Here is a 24259-nt window from a genome sequence, read left to right on the forward strand (position 1 = left end):
GCAATGTGTTTTGACCAAGCGCCCCCAATTTTGTAGGGGTACAGAACTGAAACAGAGGCAAACCGTGATCAGATTCATCCTGTCGTTCTTCGGGGCCATCTTCACCCTTGTCACCATGGGCATGTTCATGGTGGCCATTGGCGTGGGTGGTATCTTCTGGATGTACAGCCGCGATCTGCCCAGCCACGAAAGCCTTGCGCAATACACCCCGCCGACGATCAGCCGGATCTATTCGGGCGAAGGCCGGATCATCGACGAATTCGCACAGGAGCGCCGTCTGTTCACTCCGGCGAACGAAATCCCCGATCTGGTCAAACAGGCGTTCATTTCTGCCGAAGACAAGAATTTCTACGAACACAAAGGCTATGACCTGCGCGGCATCGCGGCGGCAGCCTTTGATGCGGTTGCGTCGGGCGGGCGTGATGTACGCGGGGCGTCGACCATCACCCAACAGGTCATGAAGAACTTCCTGTTGTCCGGTGACCGCCAGGCAGAACGCAAGATCAAGGAAATCATCCTCGCATCGCGCATCGAAGAGACGCTGAGCAAGGAAAAGATCCTTGAACTTTACATGAACGAGATCTTCCTCGGTCAGAACTCCTATGGTGTCACCGCCGCGGCGCAGACCTATTTCAACAAGTCCTTGGTGGAACTTGCCCCCCACGAGGCTGCAACGCTGGCCTCTATGCCCAAAGCGCCGTCTGAATTCCACCCGGTGCGCCGCAAGGACCGTCTGCTGGCGCGGCGAAACTTCGTGCTGAAAGAGATGTTCGAGAACGGTTATATCGCCAAACAGGTTTACGATTCAGAAGTCGCGATGCCGCTCCGCTCCGTTCAAAACGGCGACTATGACCCTTTCCGCGATGCCCTTCCACCCCGCAACTACTTCACCGATGAAATCCGTCGTCAGCTGAGCGAAGATTTCGGCGAGGGCGAATTCTTCTCGGGCGGTTTCAGTGTGCGGGCAACGCTTGATCCCGAGTTGCAGGTCGAAGCAGAAGATGCGCTGCAACGCGCGCTTGAAAGCTATGATCGATCACAAGGCGTCTGGCGCGGCACAGGCAAGACCATTCCGGCAGATCAGTTGACCAGCACCGATGCTTGGCGCGAAGCCTTGGCGTCTGTTGAAATCGCCCGCGACATCCGTCTTGAAAACCCGTGGTATCCGGCCGTTGTGCTCGAGGTCGGGACAAACGACGCGCGCATCGGGATCGAAGGCGTGCCGGACGATGAAGACGGTCACTGGATCCCCGCCAATGATGTGCAGTGGGCGCGCAAGCGCAACGATGACGGATCGCTTGGCCGCAAAGGTCAGGTTGCTGGTGATCTGCTTGAGGTCGGCGATGTCGTGCATGTGCGCCGCATGACAGCGGACAGCGATGGCAGTTTCATTCGCTGGACGTTGCGGCAGGTGCCCGAAGTGCAGGGCGCGTTCATGGCAATGGACGTGAACAACGGCCGTGTCATCGCCATGCAGGGTGGTTTCAGCTACCAGCATTCGGTGTTCAACCGTGCGACGCAAGCACAACGCCAGCCGGGGTCAAGCTTCAAACCCTTCGTTTTCGCCGCGGCGTTAGACAGCGGCTATTCGCCCGCGACGATCGTCGTTGACGCCCCGATCGAGATCAACACTCCGCAGGGCATCTGGCGCCCGCAGAACGCGTCCAACAAATTCTATGGCCCCACACCGCTGCGCACCGGGATCGAACAATCCCGGAACCTGATGACGATCCGTCTCGCGCAGGAAGTCGGCATGGATACCATCGCGCAATATGCCGAGAAATTCGGGGTTTATGACAATATGGGCCGCGTTCTCGCCAACTCTCTGGGGGCGGATGAAACCACGCTTTACAAGATGGTCGCGGCCTATGCGATGTTCGCCAATGGCGGCGAACGGGTGGAACCCACCTTGGTCGACCGGGTGCAGGATCGCTATGGCAACACCGTCTACCGCCACGATCAGCGCGTTTGCCAGGACTGTACATTGGCCAGCCTGCAACCGGGCCGTGGCCCCACTGTGACGAGTGATCGTGAGCGTGTGATGAACGCGGTCACGGCCTACCAGCTCACATCCATGATGGAGGGTGTGGTGGAACGCGGCACAGCACGAAGCACGGTCAACCTGCCAGTTCCGACAGCAGGCAAGACCGGTACGACAAACGACGCGAAGGATGTATGGTTCGTCGGCTTTACATCGAACATCGTGGCGGGCTGCTATATTGGCTACGACCAGCCGCGCAGCCTTGGACGCGGTGCGTCTGGGGGTGGAATGTGCGGCCCGGTGTTCAACGCCTTTATGCAAAAGGCCGTTGCCAAATACGGTGGCAGTGCATTCAAGCCGCCGGAAAGCTGTCAGTTCATAAATATTGACCGCAACACAGGCGCACGCCTGTCTGACTCGGCCAGCGGTGACAACGTCGTGGCCGAGTGTTTCCGCGAAGGCGAAGAGCCGATCTTCGGCATCCAGTTCGACGGTGGTTTCGCGATGGGGTCAAACTTTGAACTCTACAGCTCCAGCGGCCAACCGTCCAAACAAGTCACCACGTCAAGCGGTGGAACTGCGATCGTCGGTCCAAAAGCGTCGTTTGGGACGCTGTCCTCGGGTGGCCTTTACTGATCTATCCACGCCAATCGCACAGGTCGCGCTGCCTTGAAGGGGCGGCGTGGCTGGTCTATCACCAAGTCTGACCAAGGCCCGAGCATACAGGATCGCCAATGCGCGCTGAAATCCAGAACACCGTTGAACAGATTGAAAAATCCCTCAAGCTGTTGGCCCAGCGACTGAATTGGGACACCGCTCAGCACCGGCTGGAGGAATTCAACGCGCGTGTCGAGGACCCGAACCTTTGGGACAACCCGGAAGCGGCGCAGAAACTGATGCGCGAGCGGCAGATGCTCGTCGACGCCATCGAGACCTACAGCTCGATCAAGCAAGACCTCAAAGACAATGTCGAAATGATCGAGCTTGGCGAAATGGAGGATGACAAGGAAGTCGTCGCCGATGCCGAGGGGGCGCTGAAAGCGCTGGCCGACAAAGCATCGAAAAAGGAACTTGAAGCGTTGCTTGATGGCGAAGCGGATGGCAATGACACCTTCCTTGAAATCAACTCGGGCGCGGGTGGCACCGAGAGCTGCGACTGGGCCAACATGCTGGCGCGGATGTATGTCCGCTGGGCCGAACAGCATGGCTACGAGGTGGAATTGCAGTCGGAAACTCCGGGTGAAGAAGCGGGTATCAAATCTGCTGCCTACAAGATTACGGGCCCGAATGCCTATGGCTGGCTCAAGTCGGAATCCGGCGTGCATCGCCTTGTTCGGATTTCGCCCTTCGACAGCGCTGCCAAACGCCACACCTCTTTCTGTTCGGTCTGGGTCTACCCGGTCGTGGACGACAATATCGAGATCGAAGTGAACCCGTCCGACATCCGGATCGACACCTATCGGTCCTCGGGGGCGGGTGGTCAGCACGTCAACACCACCAACTCGGCGGTGCGGATCACCCACATGCCCACCGGGATCGTCGTGACCAGTTCGGAAAAGTCGCAGCACCAGAACCGCGACATCGCCATGAAGGCGCTGAAGTCGCGCCTCTACCAGATGGAGCTGGACCGCCGGAACGAGGCAATCAACGCCGCACATGAGGCCAAGGGCGATGCGGGTTGGGGCAACCAGATCCGGTCCTACGTTCTGCAGCCATATCAGATGGTCAAGGACCTGCGCACCGGGCATGAAACCTCGGACACGAAAGGTGTGCTGGATGGCGATCTCGACCCGTTCATGGCGGCCACACTGGCGATGAACGTATCGGGAAAATCCCGCGCCGACGCCCGCGCCGACTAGGGCCAGCGGTTTCCCGAAGAGGTGGAATTTTCCGGCCGCGGAAAATCTGCGATGCGTCGACGCATCGCCGCGCATCACGAACGTGTTGCCAAACCCCGCCGCAATCGCTTTCATGCGAGGGCGCGAACGTCATGCTGGGGAGCAAGGCATGAGGGAGATCCCTGAACTTGGTGTGCCGACACTGGGGCCCGTGTCGGCTGAGATTTTTCGTACCGCATTGCGTCGTGGATGGAACGACCTGATCAGGGCACCGGGCTATGCGCTGTTTTTCTCCGGTGTCTATGTCGTGACAGGCTGGATCATCACATGGATCACCCTGTGGTCCGGGACAACCTACTGGCTGGTGCTCGCTGCCATCGGCTTTCCACTGATCGGCCCCTTTGCCGCAGTCGGCTTCTATGAAGTCAGCCGTCGGTTGGAACAGGGCGATCCTTTGGTGCCATCAGAAATCCTGAGCGTTGTCCTGCAACAGTCACGGCGGCAATTGCCGTCGATCTGTGCGATCATCATCATGGTCTTCCTGTTCTGGTTCTTTCTCGCCCACATGATCTTCGCGCTTTTCCTTGGTCTGAGCACGATGACCAATATCTCGACATCGCCCGATGTCTTTCTGTCTGCGAACGGGTTGATGATGCTGGCAGTGGGAAGTCTCGTTGGTGCTCTGTTCGCGATCCTGTTGTTCAACCTCACAGTGATCGCGCTGCCGCTCCTGTTGGACCGAGAAGTGGATTTCGTGACTGCCATGATCACGTCGTTCCAATATGTGATGTCCCAGCCGGTTCTGATGCTGGGATGGGGCGCGTTCATTGCGGTGACGACATTTGTCGCGCTGCTGCCGGGTTTTCTCGGGTTGTTCATCGCTTTGCCGGTTCTGGGACACGCGACGTGGCACCTTTACGATCAGGTGCGTCACCCGCCGATCCGGCAGGTCAGCGAATGATGGGCTGATCCGCTCAGAGGTCGGACGGGGCAGGGGTGTCCCGTCCCATTCGCACCAGCGCCTGCTTCAAATCGGAACTGCGCGGGTCTCCGGCTTCGAGCGCGAAGACATAAGCATGAGTGAGGTAAAATCCCGCTGCCTGTTCTGTCGATGCCGCATCCGCCGCTTGGCGATACAGGCGGATCAAAGCATCCGTGTCGCCACGGGCATGAGCGTCCAGCAAGGCCTGATCCAGAGCATCGGTCATTTGCCCAAGCGGTGTTCTGCAATCCGACTTGCCGCCCATCGGTGGAAGCAATGCGTCGGCCCGTCCATGGCCGGTGAAAACCGCCCGCCGTCAAAACCCGGCGCGCTCCGACCACGCTGCATGCCTTCCACGACAAAGATGTCTTCTTCGAAAACAACTTTCCACTGTTCCGCATTCCGCTGGCGCAAAGCCTCATCCGTGTTCGGGCTGGCGTAATAAAGATGCACCAACTCTTCCGTTTCGGCGGGCCCGTTCGGACGCAAAACAATCGCGAAGGCGTGGTCGCGGTGCACACCCAGAAGAACATTTGGATAGATCGCCAGGTATTCCGCGCCTGCGTCCCATTTGGCGTCAAGATCATCGAAATCCGGGAAGACCGCGCCTGCCTCTGACGTCAGTTGGCGATAGACAAGCGTGCCTTGGCCCGACGTCAGGCCGTCCATTTCGATATTGTAATGATCTTCCAGCCGGGAATAGCTGTTCAATCCCGGATGCACCCAAGGCAGATGGTAGCTTTCGCAGTAATTCTCGACCGCCAGCTTCCAATTTGCCTTCACTGTCAACGTGAATTGGCTGTCTGGGCCGCCATGATGCATGGGTTGCTCGAAGTCGGACCAGCGCGCGATCACATCCGCCATGGCCTCTTCGAACGCCGGTGCAGTGCCGGACAGGTTGATCCAGACCACGTCCCTCCAGACATGACTGCGCACGTCGATCAGACCCAGCGTGTTGCGGTCTATCTCGGCATGAGAGTTGAACCCCGGCCCGCCCACATGGGGCGTTGCCACCAGTTGGCCTTGGGTGCTGTAGCACCAGGAGTGATAGGGACAGCGGATCGCGCCTTCGATCTTCCGCGGCTCCTCGACCAGGATCATGCCGCGATGTCGGCAGATGTTCTGAAAGACGCGGACGGTGTTGTCGCGGCCGCGGATCAGCAAAAGCGGGATGCCAAGGAACGTGATCGGGACAGCGTCCCCCGGTTCAGGGACATCTGACGCCACGGCCAACCCGGCCCAACCCGCGCCGAAAAGCGCATGGCTTTCCTCGGTGAACTTCTCGGGATCGGTATAATGCGCATTTGGAAGCCCTCGTGCTTGGGCTGTCGGTCTCTGCACATCTGACAACAGGGGATCAAGAACCGTCATTGCCACCTCCAATGCGTTGATTGGATGTCATGGTCGGCACCCGACTGATGGTGGTCGCGTCCAAACACGACACTCGCTGCCGCACTTGGACCAATGCGATGCCTAGTAGAATGGTTCGCCGACGCGCAATTGTGTCCGTTCATAGGCGACAAGATCATTGGCGGAACAAAAACCGGACTGCCGTGCCGCCCGCCGCACCTTGGCGCCATCGCGTCCCAGGTATTCATAGACAAGCCGTGCGACCCGCGATCCCGCAGTGCTTTCCCGAACCGTGCGCACGGTGTAGCCGACCCAGTAATTGTTCTGGAAGGACGGCACCTGCGCCAGAAAGTTGAAGGATGTCGTCAGCGCATTTCTGCGGCTGACCAGTCCGGCGATCCCGCCTTCCTGTGCCATAAGCAATCCGCGAAACTCTCGGCTCTTTGGGCTACCCGAAAGCCCTTGTTGCGCCACCGCCTCTTTTGCCTCAAAGCCGCGCAGAAAGGTTGCCCCATCCTTTCTATACACGTAAACAAGTCCTTGTACGAATTGTGTCTCGTCCAGAAAACTGCGACGAACAAATCTGTAAAAACCGGCAGGAAAAATCGTCTCCTGCAGTTGTGCGACGCCACCGGACAGAAAATCATTAATTTCCGGATGGTTCAGTAAAGATTTCGATCCAAAGCCGATTTCAGACAGGGGTTCAAGAATGATACGTGCGTCCACGTTGAAGTATTGGCAGATGCGAAACAGGACGTCCGGTCTTGGGAAACTTTCTCCCGAAAGATACCGATTGAACTGGGTGCGATTGATTCCGAGGTCCCGGCAAAGTGCTGAGACAGAGTCGGTCGATTTCACCAGTGCTCGAAGATTGGCCCCGAGTGTGTTGCGCAGTTCGGAGGGACTTGGTCGTGTCACGGTGAATGGCTTTCAAATCAAACGTTTACGTTTCGATCACCTTTTAACATCGCGCACTCGTACTCATCATGGTCGGCTTAGTGTCCAGAATACCCACTTTGGGGCTCTCCGACCAGAAGTGATGCTAACCAGTGTCAATGGTGACGCGAATCCGCGTCAGGGTCAATCGGCGTTGACACAAAAATTTCACCTCCCGACTCAGACTGTGGGATGTCCTGACGCCAAGAAAATTAACACATTGGGCTTCTAAGATGGGGAACCTAACTATGAAACCGCAGAATATGTTCGGTGTCGTGCTGTGGTCAGACGCAGCCGCACGAAAGGCTGTGATCTGGTGCGAAGACCAAGGCGAACTTGCTTTTTACACACCGGGAGAAGGGAGCGTTCATGACGCGCCGGTGCTTGATGCTGGGGATCTCATCCGATTTGATGTGATCGTTCAGCAAAACGTTCGCACGGCACGCAATCCGCAGGTGTTGATGCCGTCGCATTCACCGGATCTTCCGAAGAAACTGCGCACAGGAGCGCGGCCAAGTGCAAACAGCTCCGCACCTGCAAAAACATCGCATGGCTCGCAGAAAGTCGTGTCGCTGGCGCAGTATTTCGACTTGGACGCGCCGGCGAAGGTGGCCTGTTCAGGGTAACGACGTGATCAAACACTGTCGGGGAGCGTCAACTCCCCGACCCAAGGTCTCTCGCGTCACACGCCGCGCGACAGGGCCGCAACACCCGTGCGTGCGACTTCGACCAGCCCGAGCGGCCGCATGAGGTCAACGAACGCGTCGACTTTTTCAGGCGTGCCCGTGATCTGAAACACAAAGCTTTGCAGCGTGCTGTCGACAACCTGCGCGCGGAAGATGTCGGCAAGACGCAGCAACTCGACGCGCTTTTCGCCCGACGCTTCGACCTTGATCAGCGCCAGCTCCCGCTCGACCGATCCGCCTTCGACCGTCAGGTCATGCACCTCGTGCACCGGAACGATCCGGCCAAGCTGTGCCTTGATCTGCTCGATCACCTGCGGTGTGCCCGTGGTCACGATGGTGATCCGGCTCGTGTGACCGGCATGATCCACTTCGGCGACAGTCAGGCTGTCGATATTGTAGCCTCGGCCGGAAAACAGCCCGATCACCCTTGCGAGGACGCCCGGCTCATTGGCGACAAGCACCGCAAGCGTGTGTGTCTCCTGCACATCCGAGAAGTTGGACCGCAGGTTATAGGCGGAATGCTTGGTGGAGCCTTTTTTGATGTTGAGCGGGGACATGATGTTCTTCTTTTTCCAAATATGCCGGGGGTGTGGGGGCTGGCCCCCACGGAAAGGGCGGTGTGGTGGGCTGGCCCCCCACGGATCGACCGGCCCGTTGGCCGGTTCGACCCCTTAAACCATGACTGCGCCCTTGGAGCCGATAGCGTCCTTGGTGTTGGCTTCGCCAAGCAGCATCTTGTTGTGCGGCTCGCCCGACGGGATCATCGGGAAACAGTTCTCGTGCTTCTCGACCAGACAGTCGAAAATCACCGGACCGTCGTAGTTCAGCATCTCCATGATCGCATCATCAAGATCGGCCGGGTCCTTGCACAGGATGCCCTTGCAGCCAAACGCTTCAGCGAGTTTCACGAAGTCGGGCAGAGCCTCTGACCAGCTGTGCGAATAGCGCTCACCATGCAGCAGTTCCTGCCACTGGCGCACCATGCCCAGCCGTTCGTTGTTCAGAATGAACTGCTTAACGGGCAGGCGGTACTGCACCGCGGTGCTCATCTCCTGCATGTTCATCAGCCAGGACGCTTCACCCGCCACGTTGATCACCAGCGCATCAGGATGTGCCACCTGCACGCCGATCGAGGCGGGGGTGCCATAGCCCATCGTGCCGAGGCCACCTGAAGTCATCCAACGGTTCGGATCCTCGAAGCCAAGATACTGCGCCGCCCACATCTGGTGCTGGCCGACCTCTGTGGTGATGTAGCGGTCGTATCCTTTGGTCAGCTGTTCCAACCGGTCAATCGCGTATTGCGGACGGATCGACTTTTCGGACGGCTTGTACTTGAGGCAATCCACTGCTCGCCACTGTTCGATCTGGTTCCACCACTTCTGCAGGCCTTCCTTGTTGACCTTGCGACCGCGCGCTTTCCAGACTTTGAGGATGTCCTCAAGAACGTGACCCACATCGCCAATGATCGGCATTTCTACGCGGATCACCTTGTTGATCGAGCTGGGGTCGATGTCGATATGCGCCTTGCGCGATTTCGGGCTGAACGCGTCCAGACGTCCGGTGATCCGGTCGTCAAACCGCGCGCCCACATTGATCATCAGATCGCAGCCGTGCATCGCAAGGTTGGCCTCATAAAGACCGTGCATCCCCAGCATGCCCAGCCAGTTCTTGCCGGACGCCGGGTAGCAGCCAAGACCCATGAGGGTCGATGTGATCGGGAAACCGGTTGCATCCACCAGTTCGCGCAGAAGCTGGCTGGCCGCGGGGCCCGAGTTAATGACGCCGCCGCCGGTGTAGAAGATCGGCCGTTCTGCAACTTCCAAGGCTTCCACCAACTGCGTGATGGTCTCCATGTCGCCTTTGACCTGCGGTTGGTAATGGCTGACCTTGGCTTTGGCCTTTTCAGTATAGGTGCCAGTGGCGAACTGCACATCCTTGGGAATGTCCACAAGAACGGGGCCGGGGCGGCCGGTCGTCGCCACGTGGAACGCCTCATGCAGAATGCCGGACAGGTGGTCCGTGTCCTTCACCAGCCAATTGTGCTTGGTGCAGGGGCGGGTGATGCCCACGGTGTCGGCTTCCTGAAAGGCGTCCGATCCGATCATGAAGGTCGGCACCTGCCCGGTGAGAACCACAATCGGGATGCTGTCCATCAATGCGTCGGTCAGGCCGGTCACGGCGTTTGTGGCGCCGGGACCCGAGGTTACAAGCACAACGCCCGGTTTGCCGGTCGCGCGGGCATAGCCTTCGGCGGCGTGAACTGCGCCCTGTTCATGGCGAACAAGGTAGTGGCGAATGCCGTTCTGTTGAAAAATCTCGTCGTAAATCGGTAGCACAGCGCCACCGGGATACCCGAATACTGTGTCCACACCCTGATCCTTCAGGGCTTGAACCACCATTTTCGCTCCGGTCATTTGACGTGTCATCGCTTTGCTCCGTTTACAGACACTTCTGTTCATTACGCGAAAAAAAACCCCCGATGTTCAGTCGGGGGCGCATGGGACTACAGTCAGGTTCCGTTACCGGCCCATGCGCGCTTTCTCTACAATGACTAGCACTCGTGCCATGATGGCTCCTTCTCGCGTGGGCGGACATTATGTTGACCCTCGGGGAGCGTCAACATCGAAAACCAAGAAAAAAGTACCCTGAGGCAAGAATATTTTGTCATTTATTGCTGAAAACAGGTTCTCGAGAGAAATTTTGCGAAATGCTCGCGATCTTTCGTGCGCTTTTCTGCCGAGTCGCCGGTTCGCAACACATCAAATGTGCGCAAAAGCGCGAAGTTGTGAGTTGCACGTGACGGGTGCGTCCCCATAAGCTGAACCGAGTAGTTCACATTCTGCAAGTGGAGACGCAGATGCTGGGAAAACGTAATCGACGTGCGCGGGCGTTCTCGATCTGTCATGCAACAGTGCTTGCGGGTTTCATCGTGCTTGCACAGGTTTTGGGGATGGGCGCATCGGATCACGAACTGCGTCTGTCAGGCTCTGACACGGTCGGCCCCTTGGAACGGGCAGGCATCCATCGCTGTAGCCCCGCGCTTGAAACGGGCCACACATTAAAGTCTTGCGCTTTTGTGATCAAAGCTGCGCAGGACGGTGCCGGAACAGTCGGCGTGATGATCTGGCGGTTTGGCGTTCGCCTGTAAGCTGCGCGAGCGCAGTGTTCATATCGGGTCATAAACTATCCCCGGCTGGCCAAACCGCGTCATCTAGACCGTTTCATACACACTTCAAGGCATGCTAGCGCTAGCATGGGTGGTCGTGAAAAAGCGAAGAAAATCCGCAGTTTCTGCCTAAAATTTATACGTCTGTAAGCATCTTTAATTATTTGCATTCGGTTTTTTTTCTGATTACCGTCCGACCCACTAAATGATCCGCGCAAACAGCGGACTGGCTGTTTTTGTGCATCCAAAACTCAGGGGAGGAAATACATGGATCGTCGTTCATTCTTGCGGACGTCTACTGTAGGGGCGGGGGCTGCGGCCGCCACCACACTTGCGGCACCGGCATACGCACAGGGCAATCGCACACTGACCATGGTTACATCGGTTCCGGACGGCTTTGCCGTGTTCGACGATGCGGCTCAGTTGGCCATCAATTACATCACGGCCATGACAGATGGTCAGCTTTCGTTCAACAAGATGCCCGCAGGTTCGCTCGTGGGTGCATTCGAAGTGTTCGACGCTGTGTCCTCCGGACAGGCGGACGTCTATCACTCGGCGGAATACTACTTCCTCAACCAGCATCCGGCATTCGCGTTCTTCACAGCTGTGCCCTTCGGCATGACCGCGCAGGAAATGGCGAACTGGTACTACCGTCGTGGCGGTCAGGAACTGCACGACAACCTGTCGTCGCTGTTCAACCTCAAGCCTCTGATGTGCGGCCAGACCGCAATGCAGCCGGGCGGTTGGTTCAACAAGGAAATCAATTCGGCCGAAGACCTGCAGGGTCTGCGCTTCCGTATGCCGGGTCAGGGTGGTCAGGTGCTGGGTCGCCTCGGTGCCTCCGTTCAGAACATCCCCGGCGGCGAAATCTACCAGGCGCTGGCGTCCGGTCAGATTGATGGTGCGGAATGGATCGGGCCGTATGCGGACGAGCGCATGGGCTTCCAGGAAGTCACCAAGACTTACTATGCAGCAGGCTTCCACGAGCCGGGTTCGACCCTGTCGATGGTGTTCAACCTCGAGATCTGGGAATCCCTGACACCGCAGCAGCAGACAATCTGTAAAGTCGCCTGTGAGGCCTCGCACGCGCAGAACACAGCGCTGTCGCTCGCCGAGAACGGTGCGGCTCTGGCTCGTCTGCAAGCCGGTGGCGTGCAGGTGCGTCAGTTCCCCAACGACGTCTGGGATGCGTTTGGCCGCGCCGCCAAGGAAGTTCGCGAAGAGAACATGGGCGACCCGATCTATGCCGAGATCGCCAACAGCGTGTTTGCATCCATCGAAGAGTCCTCGGGTTGGTACGAGATCGCTGATGGCGAATTCATGCGTCAGCGTAACCGTGTGAACGCAGGCTGATTCCAGCAACGTTCTGGCCCCGTCCCGACCTTTGGTCTGGGCGGGGCCTTTCGCCGCTTACCAAACAGTCGTGATGCCCCGTGATCGGGGCCAATAAGGGGGCAGGGCATGGTCGAATTCATCCTGTGGGTGCTTCAGAATATAGTGATGGCCCCATACAATCTGTTAATGGCGGTGCTCAGCCCGGGGTCTTGGCTCAACTGGTCCGACCCGGCATCCGTGATGCGGTTCATCTACTATGGTGCCTCCGTCGAATTGTTTTTTGTTGTCTTCGCCACCTTCATCGTCCTGACGCTGCTCGGCGTGCTTTGGAAGCGCGAAATCCTTTGGGGGTGCGTCCGCGGGATGGAAGGCATGGCCAACGGGATCGGTCGCATCGCGGCTTGGGCTGGCTTGTTGATGGTGCTGCAGCAGGTGATGATCGTGTTCCTGCAGCGCATCTTTCGCGTGGCCGAGATCGAGATCGGGCCGCTCGGAACCGCGTTCGCCAAAGACCTGAGCTGGTGGGCCGAAGAGCTCAAGTTTTACAACGCCATGGTTGTTGCCTTGTGCGTGACCTACACGTTCGTGCAAGGCGGCCACGTGCGTGTTGACCTGTTCTATTCCAAGATGAAATACGGCACCAAGCGCCTGATCGACATGTTTGGCTGTATGTTCTTCATGCTGCCTGCGATCACCATCACTTATCTTTACGCATGGTTCTTCATGTGGCGGCACCTGATGACGCCCGCTGTGACCGCAACAAGCGATCTGGATCGGATGATCATGCAGGCGCGGATCTTCCGCTGGAACGTGGAAACCATCGGCTTCAGCCCGAACGGCTTTGACGCCTACTTCCTGTTCAAGATTCTCATCGTGTTGTTCTGCGCTCTGACCTTCGTTCACGCGATGGCGTTCTTCTGGCGCTCTCTGCTGGAATTCATCGAAGGCGAAGAGAGCGAAGGCAAGTATCTCGACCGGGATGGGTTCTCGAGCGAAGCCGAAGAGATTGAGCACGCGATCCATTCAGGATCGACCTGAACCCATGACGACACACAAACAGACAACGACGCCTAAAACGGCGCGCAGCGGGGGGGCCGCATAACATGCTTTTCGGACTGGACGGAGTCGAGGTCGGTATCCTCATCGTATTCCTGACTCTCTTTGCCGGGATCATGACAGGCTTCCCGGTGGCCTTTGCCATCGCCGGTGCCGGCGTGATTTCCTTTGCCATCATCGCCGCACTCGATTCGGCAGGTCTGCTGATCCATCAGGCCATCGACAAAGGCTCACCGGAATTTGCCGCCCTCGTGGCGGAGGGCATCGCCCGAGACGCCATATCTGTCTTCCGATACCCGGATTTACCGCGCATCGAAGAGCCGGTGTTCCCGGGTGGCTGGGAACAGGCGATGGAGCGGAACATCTCCTTCATCGTGAACCGGATCAACGAACGGGTGATCGCGGGTCAGTCCATCGAAACGCTGCTGGCGGTTCTGATGTTCGTCATGATGGGCATCACTCTGGAACGGTCGCGCATCGCCGAAGACCTGCTGACCTCCATGGCGCGCGTGTTCGGCCCGCTGCCGGGTGGTCTGGCCGTGTCTATCGTCATCGTGGGTGCCTTCCTTGCCGCCTCCACTGGCATCGTTGGTGCAACGGTTGTGACCATGGGCCTGCTCGCGCTGCCGACTATGCTGCGCAACAACTACTCACCAGAGCTTGCGACGGGGGTAATTGCTGCGTCGGGGACATTGGGGCAGATCATTCCGCCATCCATCGTGATCGTTCTTCTGGGAACGCTTGTGGGCGACCTCTACGCAACTGGTCAGGAAACCCGCGCCCAGCTTGCAGGCTGTGGCGACGCGCTGACCTATCTTGGTGAACCGGCGGTTTTGTCGGTTGGTACGCTCTTTCAGGCGGCACTTCTGCCGGGCCTTTTCCTTGCACTGCTCTACGGTATCTATGCCTTCGGCTTTGCCTTGCTCCGCCCGGCCAGTGCGCCTCCGGTTGAACTTGACGGACAAAGCGGAGAAGTGGTCACCCGCAACGAGGCACTGACCTGGTATCTGGCGGCTCCGCTGGGATTGATCCTGGCGATCGTGATGGGTTTCAGCGCTGGCGTGATCGGGACGCAGACAATCTCGGTATCCGACTATGCGGAACGCGCAGATGGCCCAAGCCTTCGGACCAACGTATCCGAACAGTGCCAAGCTTCCATGATCGACCTGCACGGGCAGGAGGCATGGGACGAGGCCGTGGCACAACGTGCAGCCATGACCGCGGCAGGCGACACCGGAGAGGTTGTCGAACTGACCGAGGAAGAGCGTGCAGCTGCCTTGATCGAGGCCCGCGAGAACGCTGCGCCCATTGGGTCGGGTGTGGCCACCATCTTTGGCCTGCTTGCGCTGGTGCTGATCCTTGCGCGCGGTGTGTCGCCATCGTCGGCTCCGCTGCCTTTGATCATTGGCGGCATCGGGGTCGTACTGGCCTTCCTTGCGGACGTGATCTTCATCTCGCCCCTGACCGGGTCTGGTGCACATTTCCTGATCATGGCCATTCCGATGGCTCTGACCATGGTGGGCGTCTGGGTGGCCATGGGTCGCCTTGCGCAGAACGAGCTTCTGCGCGTGGTGTTCCCGCCGCTGGTTCTGATCGTTGCGGTTCTGGGCTCCATCCTTGGCGGGATCACGAACCCGACCCCGGCGGCTGCACTCGGCGCTGCAGGCGCGATCATGCTGGCCGCGTACCGCAAACTGAAGGAAGAGCAGGGCGCGGCAAAGATCGTCATCTGGGCGTCACTGGCGCTTGTGATCATGATCCTGCTGGGCGTCAACTTTGACCTGCGCATCACCCGTGAAACCGTTCCGGTGGAAGACTGGGTGGCCTATGTCCTTGCACAGATCGCCTATCACTTTGCATTCTTCGGCTTGCTCTATAGCTGCTGGGTGCTGTTCCGAACCAACATCCTTGGACCGGTTGTGCGGGAAACTGCGAAGGTGACGTCGATGGTGTTCACCATCCTGATCGGCTCGCAGCTTCTGAACCTTGTGCTGATCTCCTTCGGGGGCGAGCACTACATTCAGGACTTCCTGCGCTCCTTCGACAATGAAACCATCGTGTTCCTTGTCGTGATGCTGATCCTCTTCGTGCTGGGCTTCGTGCTCGACTTCCTTGAGATCATCTACATCGTGGTGCCTATCGTGGGACCGGTGATCTATGGCGGGACGCTTGATCCGGCATGGGTCACCATCATGATCGCGATCAACCTGCAAACCTCGTTCCTGACACCACCTTTCGGATTTGCGCTTTTCTATCTGCGCGGCGTCGCTCCGAAAGAGGTCACGACCGGCCACATCTATCGCGGTGTCATTCCGTTCGTCGCCATTCAGGTGATTGGCCTCGGGTTGCTATGGGTGTTCCCGGGCATTGTGACGATCTTGCCGGACCTGATTCAGAACTGATCACGTCCAATCCGACATGACCAAAAAAGGCCGCTCAGCAGAGCGGCCTTTTTCGTTAGCGGTTTGCGGATCAATCCTCGTTTGGATCAGCCTCTGCATCCGCCTTGGTATCATGTTCCGTGCCCGGTTCATGTTCGGGTGGGGAATAGGTGGTGTAGAGACGCATCATGCCCGTGCCGGTGTTCTTGAAATTGTGGTACTTGCCCGAGGGCACAATCGCCACGTCGCCGGCCGAGATGTCCATCTCTTTGTCACCGATCTTGGCTTTGCCCATGCCATCCACGAAATACAAAAGCTGGTCATGGCCGTCGTGGGTTTCGCCCCCGATTTCGCCGCCTTCGGGAATGGCCATCAGCACCAGCTGCGAGTTGTCGCCGGTCCAGACCACCTCGCGGAACTTGTCATTGCTGCGGGCCATCTTGGCGATGGGCATTACGAGTGTGTCTTTTTCAGCCATATCGGGTCGCTCCTTTGTCGTTACCACAAGGGAACGTGCTGGGGCGTGAACTGTTCCACAGCTTCGCAGGAACTTTTGTCTGGCGGTTAGCTGCGCAGATCGGGAAGCGAGATATTGGCGACCTGTTCGGCAATCGGATCGGTCGACATCGGATGCGTGTCCGCAGAATAGCTGTCGGGTTTGCGGAACGGCTCCCACCCGCCGTGGCGATACAGCTCCAGCCCCGAGAAGGCCGATTTGTAACCCATCTTCGCGCTGCCGGGCACCCAGTAGCCGAGATAGACAAAGGGCAACCCGGCCTCGCGGGCGATCTCGACATGGTCGAGGATCATGTAGGTGCCAAGGCTCTGCGCCGGAACGTGGGGCGAATAGAACGAATAGACCATGCTCAACCCGTCATCGAGCACGTCGGTCAGGCACACGGCCTGCAATTTGCGGGTGGCCTCGTCGGAATATTCGATAACACGCGACCGGATCGGTGTTTCCTCGACCATCGCGGCAAAATCGAACACGTCCATATCCGCCATGCCGCCATCGGCGTGCCGCGCATCCAGATAGGTGCGGAACAGCTCGTACTGGTCCTCGGTGGCCCAGGCGCTGGTGGCGTGACGGCGCAGATGCGCGTTGCGCTTGATCGTACGCTTCTGGCTGCGCGAGGGGCGGAATGCCTCGACCGAGATCCGCGCCGACAGGCAGGCCGAACAATCCGAACAGGACGGGCGATACAGCACGTTTTGCGACCGGCGGAATCCCTGCTTGGACAAGCTGTTGTTCAGCTTGTCTGCGGCTTCGCCCTGCAAAGCCGTGAACAGTTTGCGCTCCATGCGACCGGGGAGATACGGGCACGGTTGAGGCGCAGTGACATAAAACTGCGGCGCAAGTGGCAGCGAGTGACGCATCGTGGACTCTTACTTCGGTATGACCGAACCGTATCCGAAGGTTTGTTGCCAGCCAACCCCCCAGAATTGGGGAATCAGCGTTCCAGGATCAGCCGACCATTGTTGATCTCGAGCCGGGCAAACCGGTTGAGATACTCCATGCCAAGAAGGGATTTGGTCATTTCGCCCTCGTTCACAAAGGCGCGTACGTTCTGGTCGTGAAATGGCCCCAACGCCACATCGGCCAGCCGGACGGGAGCGGTGCGCACCAGACCATTCGCGGTCATGGCTTCGGAATAGAAGATCACGTCTTCCTCCTTCAACCCGACCCGCGCCGCATCCTCTTGCGTCAGCACCATGCTGGTCGCGCCGGTATCGACGACAAACCGCACCGGTTCGTTGTTGATGTCGAGCGTCAGGTAGTAATGCCCATCCGGTCCGCGCGGCACTTCGATGCGTCCGGCTTCGGACATGACAAGCTGTTGCGGCTGAACCGTCTGGCGGATGTCGCCCCAAAGCCCGACAGCCGCGATCACACCAAGAAAGATCAGCCCCCAGACCGCGCCTTGCTGCAAGGTCTTGTTCAGGCCCTGGCGGTTCTGGACAAAGAACCAGAACACGATGACGGCGCCAAGCAGCACCAGATAGGCCAGATTGCCGTATTCCATCGCGGACATGCTTGCTCCTCACGTATCTCCAACAAACATGTAGGTCCGCGCACCCGGCTTGTGTAGGGCCGGCGATCAGCCGCCCAAGGCAAGCCCAAAACCCCGAATGCCGTCCAGCACAAACTGAACCGACAGCGCGGCCAGCAGCATGCCAAGCAACCGCGTCACCACAACGATACCCGTCTTGCCCAAAGCGCGTTCGATCAACGGTGCGCTCAGGAAAAGCAGGAAGACAATGATCAGCACCGCCACCATGACCCCAAGGACCGACGCCATGCCGACAGGGCCCTCTGCCTGACCGGCTAACAGGATGATCGACGCGATGGCCCCCGGCCCGGCAATCAGGGGAATTGCTATCGGGAACACCGACGGGTCGGGCACATCCTCCACATCAGCCTGATCCTCGCGGCGTTTCGTGCGCCGTTCGAACAGCATGTCGAGCGCGGTCAGAAACAGCAGGATACCCCCGGCGATGCGAAACGCCGGCATGGAGATGCCGATGAACCCCAACACCTGCTCGCCCAGAAAGGCGAACAGAAACAACAGGCCAGCGGCAATCACGGTGGCGCGAATGGCAATGGCCCGACGCTGTTGCGCCGTAAGGCCCGGTGTGAGGGCAATGAAAACCGGAGTCAGGCCAATCGGGTCAATGACCACAAATAGCGTGACGAAAGCGGAAATAAGAAAAGCGGTGTCCATGCCGGACCGCTACAGCGCGCGCTTTCGTGTGGCAACCCGTTTGCGCAGGAAAGGCTCAGGCGTTTTCGGCGGCGTCCAGCTTTTCGAGCGCGGCTTCCCAAAGCGCCTCGGCGCGGCGCAGCCCGTCCATGACCTCGGCATATTTCTTGTTCCAGGTCGCCAGCTCACCTTTGCGGTTTGGCTCGTACAGCGCCGGATCGGCGAGTTTCTTCGCCAGCGTTTCGCGCATTTCTTCGATCTTCTCGACCCGCGCCTCGCATTTGCGGACCTCGGCCTTCAGAGCCAGCATCGTGTCGCGGTCCGGCCGGGCAGGGCGCGCCGGTTTCGGCTTTTCCGCCTTCACCGGTTTGTCCGAGGCCAGCAGCATGGCGCGGTAATCGTCGAGATCGTCCTCGTAGGGCGTGACATTGCCGTCTTTGACCAGCCAGAGCCGATCCGCCACCATCGACAGAAGATGCATGTTGTGGCTGACGAGGATGACCGCGCCGGAATAGGCGGTCAGCGCCTCCACCAACGCCTCGCGGCTTTCGATATCAAGGTGGTTGGTCGGCTCGTCAAGGATCAACAGATGCGGCGCATCGATTGTGGCCAGCAGCAGCGACAATCGCGCTTTCTGACCGCCAGACAGCTTGCCCACGACCGTATCTGCCTGCGCGGCCATCAGCCCAAAGCCCGCCAGTCGCGCCCGGTGACGCGTTGGCATCTCGGCAGGCCGCACCCGCCGCAGGTGGTCGAGCGGCGTCTCGTCCACATGCAACTCGTCCACCTGGTGCTGGGCAAAGAACCCGATGCGCAGCTTTGATGACCGCGTGATCCGACCGGCCATCAACGGCAGCCGGTCGGACAACAGCTTCGCAAGTGTCGACTTGCCCTGACCGTTCTTGCCCAAGAGCGCGATCCGGTCGTCCTGGTCGATCCGCAGGTCGAGCTTTCGCAGCACTTCGGTCTCGCCATAGCCGGTGACACCGTTTTCGACCCGAATGATCGGCGGCGACAGCTCGTCCGGCTGCGGGAAGGTGAACACCCGCTTGGCAATCTCCTCGGGCGCCGCGACCATATCCATCCGCTCGATCATCTTGAGCCGCGATTGCGCCTGCTTGGCCTTGCTCGCCTTGGCGCGGAACCGGTCGACAAAGCTCTGCAAATGCGCAACCCGTGCCTGCTGCTTTTTTGCGACCGCCGCTGCCTGCGCCCGCCGTTCGGCGCGCTGCCGCGCGAACTGGTCATAGGGCCCTTGGTAAAACGTCAGCCGCCTCTCTTCGAGATGCAGGATCGCGCCAACCGCGCGGTTCAACAAACCCCGGTCGTGGCTGATCACGATCACGGTATAGGGGTACTTTGCCAGATAGCTTTCCAGCCACAACGCCCCTTCAAGGTCGAGATAGTTTGTCGGTTCGTCAAGCAACAGCAGATCAGGCTGGGCAAAAAGCACGCCTGCCAAAGCCACACGCATCCGCCAGCCGCCCGAAAAGGCAGAGCACGGCATGCGCTGTTCGTCGTCGTCAAAGCCCAATCCCTTGAGAATCGCCGCTGCCCGCGCCTCCGCTGACCATGCATCGATATCCGCAAGCCGCGTCTGCACCTCGGCAATGCGCGCGCCATCGGTCGCCGTTTCGGCCTCGGCCATCAGCGCGGCGCGCTCGGTATCGGCGGCCAGAACCGTGTCAATCAACGATATCGAAGACCCGGGCACTTCCTGGCTCACCCCGCCGACCCGCGCCCCGCGCGGTACGGAAATGGTCCCGCCCTCAAGCGCCAACTCGCCCCGGATCAACCGGAACAGCGTGGTCTTGCCAGCTCCATTGGGGCCGACCAGGCCCACCTTGTGGCCATCGGGAATGACGGCCGAAGCCCCTTCGAACAAAGGACGCCCGTCAACCGCGTAAGTGATATCTTCGATCTTCAACATGGCACGCCCATATCAACGCGCGCGAAGACAGACCAGCGCCCATATCTTCTCTGGTTCAAAAATACTTCGGGAGTTTGAGGGCAGCGCCCTCAAATACCTGCGCAGCAGGGATCAAGGCCCTTCCAAGGGCTTTCCAACGCCAAACCCCCATGCTAACGGGCGGACCAATCCATAACCCAAACCACGGAGCGACCATCATGGCCCTCGAACGCACATTCTCGATCATCAAACCCGACGCAACCCGCCGCAACCTGACTGGCAAGATCAACGCCAAGTTCGAAGAAGCCGGCCTGCGCATCATCGCACAGAAGCGCATTCATCTGACCAAGGCACAGGCTGGCCAGTTCTATGCCGTTCACGCTGCGCGCCCCTTCTATGACGAGCTGTGCGAATTCATGGCGTCGGCTCCGGTGGTCGTTCAGGTGCTCGAAGGCGAAGGCGCCATCGCCAAGAACCGCGAAGTCATGGGTGCGACCAACCCGGCCGACGCAGCGCCCGGCACCATCCGCGCCGAATTTGCCGAATCCGTTGGTGAAAACTCGGTCCACGGCTCCGACGCACCGGAAACCGCAGCAGAAGAAATCGCCTTCTTCTTCTCGGGTCTCGAACTGGTCGGCTAAGCCACCGTTTCAGACCGAACTACAGGCGGGCCGGGCTTTTGCCCGGCTTACTTTTTGGCAACGACGCCAATTTCGTCCAGAAACCGCTCTATCCCCGAAGGCACTGCATCCGCGCGTTCCGCGACCTCGGCCTTGATCGCATCGAATCTGACCCGCAGGGCTTTCTTTTCGTCCCCCTTGCAGTCATTCCACGGTCGACCGTGCAGCCCCATCACCAGCACATAGTAGCCGATAAAGTGCGGCCGCGTGCCCGACAGCAGCAACCGCCGGTAGGCCTCATCCGCGCCCATCTCTCGCAACTGTTCTGCCGATGTGATCCCTGCCTGCGCGCAAGCGGCATCCATCGCCGGGCCAAGGTTGCGGATCGACGAGACCGGCTCTGCCATCACGCAGCCTTCGCCAGACCAGCCGCAAACTCACAAAGCGTGCGTAGCGCCGCTTCGAACCGGCTGTCCTCGAGCGTCATCGCCACGCGGATATGACCCGCTGCCGATTGGCCAAAGCTTTCTCCTGGCATGACCGCGATGTGATGCGTCTCAAGCAGCGCAAAGGCGAACTCCTCGCCACTCATCCCCGTCGCGCGCACATCCAGCATCACGTACATCGCGCCCTGCGCGGGGATCATACGCACCGCCTGTTGCCCGGCCAGAACCCGCTCTGCAATGGCTCGCCGCCTGCGGAACGGCTCGGCAACATGCGCTTCCAGCGACGCGCCCGCCCGCAAGCCGAACAGCGCCGCGTCCTGAATGTAGCCGGGCACGCCATAGGTCGTGTTGGTCGCCAGATCGACCAGACAGGTGATCGCGTCTTCCGGCCCGACGATCCAGCCGATCCGGCTGCCCGTCATGGCGTGGCTCTTCGACATGGAACCGATCACCAGCGTGCGCTCGGCCATGCCGGGCAGGGCGCGGGGACTTAGATGCGTGCCCTCCCAGACCTGTGTGTCATAAACCTCGTCCGAGATCAGCCACATGTCCCGTTTGGTCACCACCTCGGCAATCCCTTCCAGCGTGTCGCGCGGATAGACCGCCCCGGTCGGGTTGTTCGGCGTGTTGATCAGCAATGACGCAGCCCCTTCGCTTGCCGCCTCAAGCACATCGCGCTGCGGAAGGAACCCTTGCGAGGACCGCGTCGGCACTGTGCGTGGCACCGCCCCGACCGAGCGCAGCACGCCGGGATAGGTCGCGTAATAGGGATCGACGAACAGCGCCACATCGCCCGGCATGCAGACCGCCATATGCGCCGCGAACAGCCCGGCCTGTCCGCCGGGTGTGATCAGAACGTTTTCGCGTCGGGTTCGTACGCCGGACTGCGCTTGAACGCGTGCAGCAACTTCATCTCGTAACGCACTGATTCCCGGAACAATTGCATAACCGGTGTGGCCGCCCGCTGCGCTCTCGTACATGGCCTTCAGAATTGATGGGTCGGTGCGGATGTCATGCTCTCCGATGGTCAGTTCGGTCACCGGGACACCTTCGGCAATCATCGCCCGGGCGCGGTAGAATACGTCCCAGCCGTCTGATCCATCGCCATTCAGGGTGGTGATGCGGTGTGACAAGGCTGGCATGGTGGTCTCCGACTGATGTTCCTCAACTCCTGCCAGAGCCTAAGGCCCAAAGTCCAGATCGAAGCGCCAACATCCTTCGAAGGATGTTGGCCACGCGGTTTGAAAACCGCGTCACAAAGCCGTTTCGAAACGGCTTGCCCGCAAATCCCTTGACCGGACAGCCCGGACGGGTCTAACTGCGCGACATGACCAATATCGCAACCACCATTTGCTGCATTATCCGCTAATCCATCTGGCGGGCCGGTCTTCTATTCCCATATCGAAGTGAAGTTGCTACTCCCGCCGCGAACCCGGCCCGCGAGGAGCAATCCATGACCATCTGGCTGACCAACACCGCCACCCGCAAGAAAGAGGAATTCACCCCTCTCGATCCGCAAAACGTGCGGATGTATGTCTGCGGGCCCACCGTTTATGACCGCGCGCATCTGGGCAACGCGCGCCCGGTGATTGTGTTCGACGTGCTCTATCGTCTGCTTCGCCACACCTATGGCGCGGATCACGTCACCTATGTGCGCAACTTCACCGACGTGGACGACCGGATCAACGAGACGGCGCAAAAGCGCCGTGAGGCCGGGGCCAATGGAACGCTCGAAGAGCTGATCCGCGAACGCTCGGACGAGACGATCAGTTGGTATCACGCCGACATGGATGCGCTTGGCGCATTGCGCCCGGATCATGAACCCCGCGCGACCCAATATATCGACCAGATGATCGCTTTTATCGAAGACCTGATCGCCAAGGGGCACGCCTATGCCGCCGAAGGTCATGCGCTCTTTGCGGTCGATAGCTGGCCCGAAGGCTACGGCAAACTGTCGGGCCGTTCCGTCGATGACATGATCGCCGGAGCGCGGGTTGAAGTGGCCCCCTACAAGCGCAACCCGATGGATTTCGTGCTCTGGAAACCATCCACCGATGATCTGCCCGGCTGGGACAGCCCATGGGGCCGGGGCCGCCCCGGCTGGCACATCGAATGCTCTGCCATGGCGCACGAGTTGCTGGGCGACACGTTCGACATCCATGGCGGCGGCAACGACCTGATGTTCCCGCACCACGAAAACGAGATTGCGCAGTCGAAGTGCGCAGGCCACGGCTTTGCGCGCTATTGGCTGCACAACGAGATGCTGCAGGTCGAGGGCAAGAAGATGTCCAAGTCGCTGGGCAATTTCTTCACCGTGCGGGATTTGCTGGATCAAGGCGTTCCGGGCGAGGTGATCCGGTTCGTGTTCCTGTCGACGCATTACCGCAAGCCGATGGATTGGACGGAGAAGAAGCGAGAGGAGGCCGAGGCAACGTTGCGCAAGTGGCGGGCGCTGACGGACGGCGTTGAACCGGCTGAGGTGCCGTTGGAGGTTGTTGAGGCGCTGTCCGATGATCTCAACACGGCTGGTGTGATTTCGGTGTTGCACAAGTTGGCAGGGGGCGTCGACGCTGCTGCGTTGTTGGCCGGGGCACAGATGGTCGGACTATTGACAGATGAGCTTGCCGACTGGTGGTTTGACGAAGCTGACACTCCCACAGATCAATTTATCGAAAAGGCGGAGTATTGGATCAATGAGAGGACAGAAGCCAAAAAACGCAGGGATTTCGAAAGAGCCGACTTCATCCGGGATAGGCTCGCAGACATTGGCGTAATGATTTCGGATACGCCGGAAGGCACTAAATGGATGCTCAATTCATCTGCGGCCCGAGTTGGCGAATGGGGTATTCTTGAATGAGTCATAACTCGACC

At 59.3% G+C, this 24259-nt stretch carries 22 protein-coding genes and 1 pseudogene; 10 read left to right on the top strand and 13 right to left on the bottom strand.

Features of this window, described 5'->3' with window-relative positions:
- Window positions 1-64 precede the first annotated feature (64 nt).
- The 3 genes from ACMVPR_RS04775 to ACMVPR_RS04785 all read left to right on the top strand — a co-directional run bounded on the left by ACMVPR_RS04775 (window position 65) and on the right by ACMVPR_RS04785 (window position 4780).
- Window positions 65-2617 carry a penicillin-binding protein 1A gene (locus tag ACMVPR_RS04775; RefSeq protein ID WP_416881932.1) on the top strand — a complete coding sequence of 851 codons (2553 nt, stop codon included), beginning with the start codon at window positions 65-67 and terminating at the stop codon, window positions 2615-2617.
- 98 nt (window positions 2618-2715) lie between these two features.
- Window positions 2716-3840: a peptide chain release factor 2 gene (gene prfB, locus ACMVPR_RS04780; protein ID WP_416881933.1), complete on the top strand. Its 1125-nt coding sequence runs from the start codon at window positions 2716-2718 to the stop codon at window positions 3838-3840.
- 148 nt (window positions 3841-3988) lie between these two features.
- Window positions 3989-4780 (top strand): DUF2189 domain-containing protein, encoded by a 792-nt coding sequence (locus ACMVPR_RS04785; RefSeq protein WP_416881934.1) that lies wholly within the window; start codon window positions 3989-3991, stop codon window positions 4778-4780.
- A 13-nt stretch (window positions 4781-4793) separates the two neighbouring features.
- On the opposite strand, the gene ACMVPR_RS04790 is transcribed toward ACMVPR_RS04785, so the two are convergent.
- The 4 genes and pseudogenes from ACMVPR_RS04790 to ACMVPR_RS04805 form a co-directional block, all read right to left on the bottom strand.
- Window positions 4794-5027 (bottom strand): hypothetical protein, encoded by a 234-nt coding sequence (locus tag ACMVPR_RS04790; RefSeq protein ID WP_300586628.1) that lies wholly within the window; start codon window positions 5025-5027, stop codon window positions 4794-4796.
- Window positions 5024-6172 (bottom strand): aromatic ring-hydroxylating oxygenase subunit alpha, encoded by a 1149-nt coding sequence (locus ACMVPR_RS04795; protein ID WP_416881935.1) that lies wholly within the window; start codon window positions 6170-6172, stop codon window positions 5024-5026. The genes ACMVPR_RS04790 and ACMVPR_RS04795 overlap by 4 nt, the downstream gene beginning before the upstream one ends.
- Before the next feature lie 102 nt (window positions 6173-6274).
- Window positions 6275-6679, bottom strand: coding sequence for a hypothetical protein (locus ACMVPR_RS04800; protein ID WP_416884696.1), 405 nt, complete (start codon window positions 6677-6679; stop codon window positions 6275-6277).
- A 204-nt stretch (window positions 6680-6883) separates the two neighbouring features.
- Window positions 6884-7069, bottom strand: a pseudogene (locus ACMVPR_RS04805) (helix-turn-helix domain-containing protein); the annotation flags it as partial.
- Between the two features lie 281 nt (window positions 7070-7350).
- Between ACMVPR_RS04805 and ACMVPR_RS04810 the strand changes: the two are divergent.
- Window positions 7351-7713 (top strand): hypothetical protein, encoded by a 363-nt coding sequence (locus ACMVPR_RS04810; RefSeq protein WP_300586622.1) that lies wholly within the window; start codon window positions 7351-7353, stop codon window positions 7711-7713.
- 56 nt (window positions 7714-7769) lie between these two features.
- Here ACMVPR_RS04810 and ilvN read toward each other — a convergent pair whose 3' ends face one another.
- Window positions 7770-8330 carry an acetolactate synthase small subunit gene (ilvN, locus tag ACMVPR_RS04815; RefSeq protein ID WP_416881936.1) on the bottom strand — a complete coding sequence of 187 codons (561 nt, stop codon included), beginning with the start codon at window positions 8328-8330 and terminating at the stop codon, window positions 7770-7772.
- A 114-nt stretch (window positions 8331-8444) separates the two neighbouring features.
- Window positions 8445-10199, bottom strand: coding sequence for an acetolactate synthase 3 large subunit (locus tag ACMVPR_RS04820; protein ID WP_300586618.1), 1755 nt, complete (start codon window positions 10197-10199; stop codon window positions 8445-8447).
- Window positions 10200-10630: 431 nt separating this feature from the next.
- Here ACMVPR_RS04820 and ACMVPR_RS04825 point away from each other — a divergent pair, with 431 nt between their 5' ends.
- From ACMVPR_RS04825 to ACMVPR_RS04840, 4 genes are all read left to right on the top strand, one after another.
- On the top strand, window positions 10631-10921 hold the full coding sequence (locus tag ACMVPR_RS04825) for a hypothetical protein (protein ID WP_416881937.1): 291 nt from the start codon (window positions 10631-10633) through the stop codon (window positions 10919-10921).
- Window positions 10922-11206: 285 nt separating this feature from the next.
- Window positions 11207-12292: a TRAP transporter substrate-binding protein gene (locus ACMVPR_RS04830; RefSeq protein WP_416881938.1), complete on the top strand. Its 1086-nt coding sequence runs from the start codon at window positions 11207-11209 to the stop codon at window positions 12290-12292.
- 108 nt (window positions 12293-12400) lie between these two features.
- Window positions 12401-13312: a TRAP transporter small permease subunit gene (locus ACMVPR_RS04835; RefSeq protein ID WP_416881939.1), complete on the top strand. Its 912-nt coding sequence runs from the start codon at window positions 12401-12403 to the stop codon at window positions 13310-13312.
- A gap of 65 nt (window positions 13313-13377) precedes the next feature.
- Window positions 13378-15732: a TRAP transporter large permease gene (locus tag ACMVPR_RS04840; protein WP_416881940.1), complete on the top strand. Its 2355-nt coding sequence runs from the start codon at window positions 13378-13380 to the stop codon at window positions 15730-15732.
- A gap of 70 nt (window positions 15733-15802) precedes the next feature.
- On the opposite strand, the gene ACMVPR_RS04845 is transcribed toward ACMVPR_RS04840, so the two are convergent.
- From ACMVPR_RS04845 to ACMVPR_RS04865, 5 genes are all read right to left on the bottom strand, one after another.
- Entirely contained in the window at window positions 15803-16189 is a 387-nt protein-coding gene (locus ACMVPR_RS04845; protein WP_416881941.1) for a cupin domain-containing protein, read from the bottom strand.
- Window positions 16190-16275: 86 nt separating this feature from the next.
- The gene (locus ACMVPR_RS04850) at window positions 16276-17088 is read right to left on the bottom strand and encodes an arginyltransferase (RefSeq protein WP_416881942.1); all 813 of its coding nucleotides are present in this window, start codon (window positions 17086-17088) and stop codon (window positions 16276-16278) included.
- A gap of 74 nt (window positions 17089-17162) precedes the next feature.
- Window positions 17163-17744 (bottom strand): retropepsin-like aspartic protease family protein, encoded by a 582-nt coding sequence (locus tag ACMVPR_RS04855; RefSeq protein WP_416881943.1) that lies wholly within the window; start codon window positions 17742-17744, stop codon window positions 17163-17165.
- 66 nt (window positions 17745-17810) lie between these two features.
- Window positions 17811-18434, bottom strand: coding sequence for a MarC family protein (locus tag ACMVPR_RS04860; RefSeq protein WP_416881944.1), 624 nt, complete (start codon window positions 18432-18434; stop codon window positions 17811-17813).
- A gap of 55 nt (window positions 18435-18489) precedes the next feature.
- Entirely contained in the window at window positions 18490-20343 is a 1854-nt protein-coding gene (locus ACMVPR_RS04865; protein ID WP_416881945.1) for an ABC-F family ATP-binding cassette domain-containing protein, read from the bottom strand.
- Between the two features lie 197 nt (window positions 20344-20540).
- Between ACMVPR_RS04865 and ndk the strand changes: the two genes are divergently transcribed.
- A complete protein-coding gene (gene ndk / locus ACMVPR_RS04870) occupies window positions 20541-20963 on the top strand; it encodes a nucleoside-diphosphate kinase (RefSeq protein ID WP_292264116.1) in 423 nt (140 codons plus the stop codon).
- A 47-nt stretch (window positions 20964-21010) separates the two neighbouring features.
- Here the strand turns inward: ndk and ACMVPR_RS04875 are convergent, their stop codons facing one another.
- Together ACMVPR_RS04875 and ACMVPR_RS04880 are read right to left on the bottom strand one after the other, a co-directional pair.
- Window positions 21011-21349: a TfoX/Sxy family DNA transformation protein gene (locus ACMVPR_RS04875; RefSeq protein WP_416881946.1), complete on the bottom strand. Its 339-nt coding sequence runs from the start codon at window positions 21347-21349 to the stop codon at window positions 21011-21013.
- Window positions 21349-22530 carry a pyridoxal phosphate-dependent aminotransferase gene (locus ACMVPR_RS04880; protein ID WP_416881947.1) on the bottom strand — a complete coding sequence of 394 codons (1182 nt, stop codon included), beginning with the start codon at window positions 22528-22530 and terminating at the stop codon, window positions 21349-21351. Before ACMVPR_RS04880 ends, ACMVPR_RS04875 begins: the two co-directional genes overlap by 1 nt.
- A 311-nt stretch (window positions 22531-22841) precedes the next feature.
- On the opposite strand from ACMVPR_RS04880, the gene cysS reads away from it, so the two are divergent.
- A complete protein-coding gene (gene cysS / locus ACMVPR_RS04885; RefSeq protein ID WP_416881948.1) occupies window positions 22842-24245 on the top strand; it encodes a cysteine--tRNA ligase in 1404 nt (467 codons plus the stop codon).
- Window positions 24246-24259: the final 14 nt, after the last annotated feature.

This window comes from Marivita sp. (assembly GCF_048006345.1).
Classification (GTDB): Bacteria; Pseudomonadota; Alphaproteobacteria; order Rhodobacterales; family Rhodobacteraceae; genus Marivita.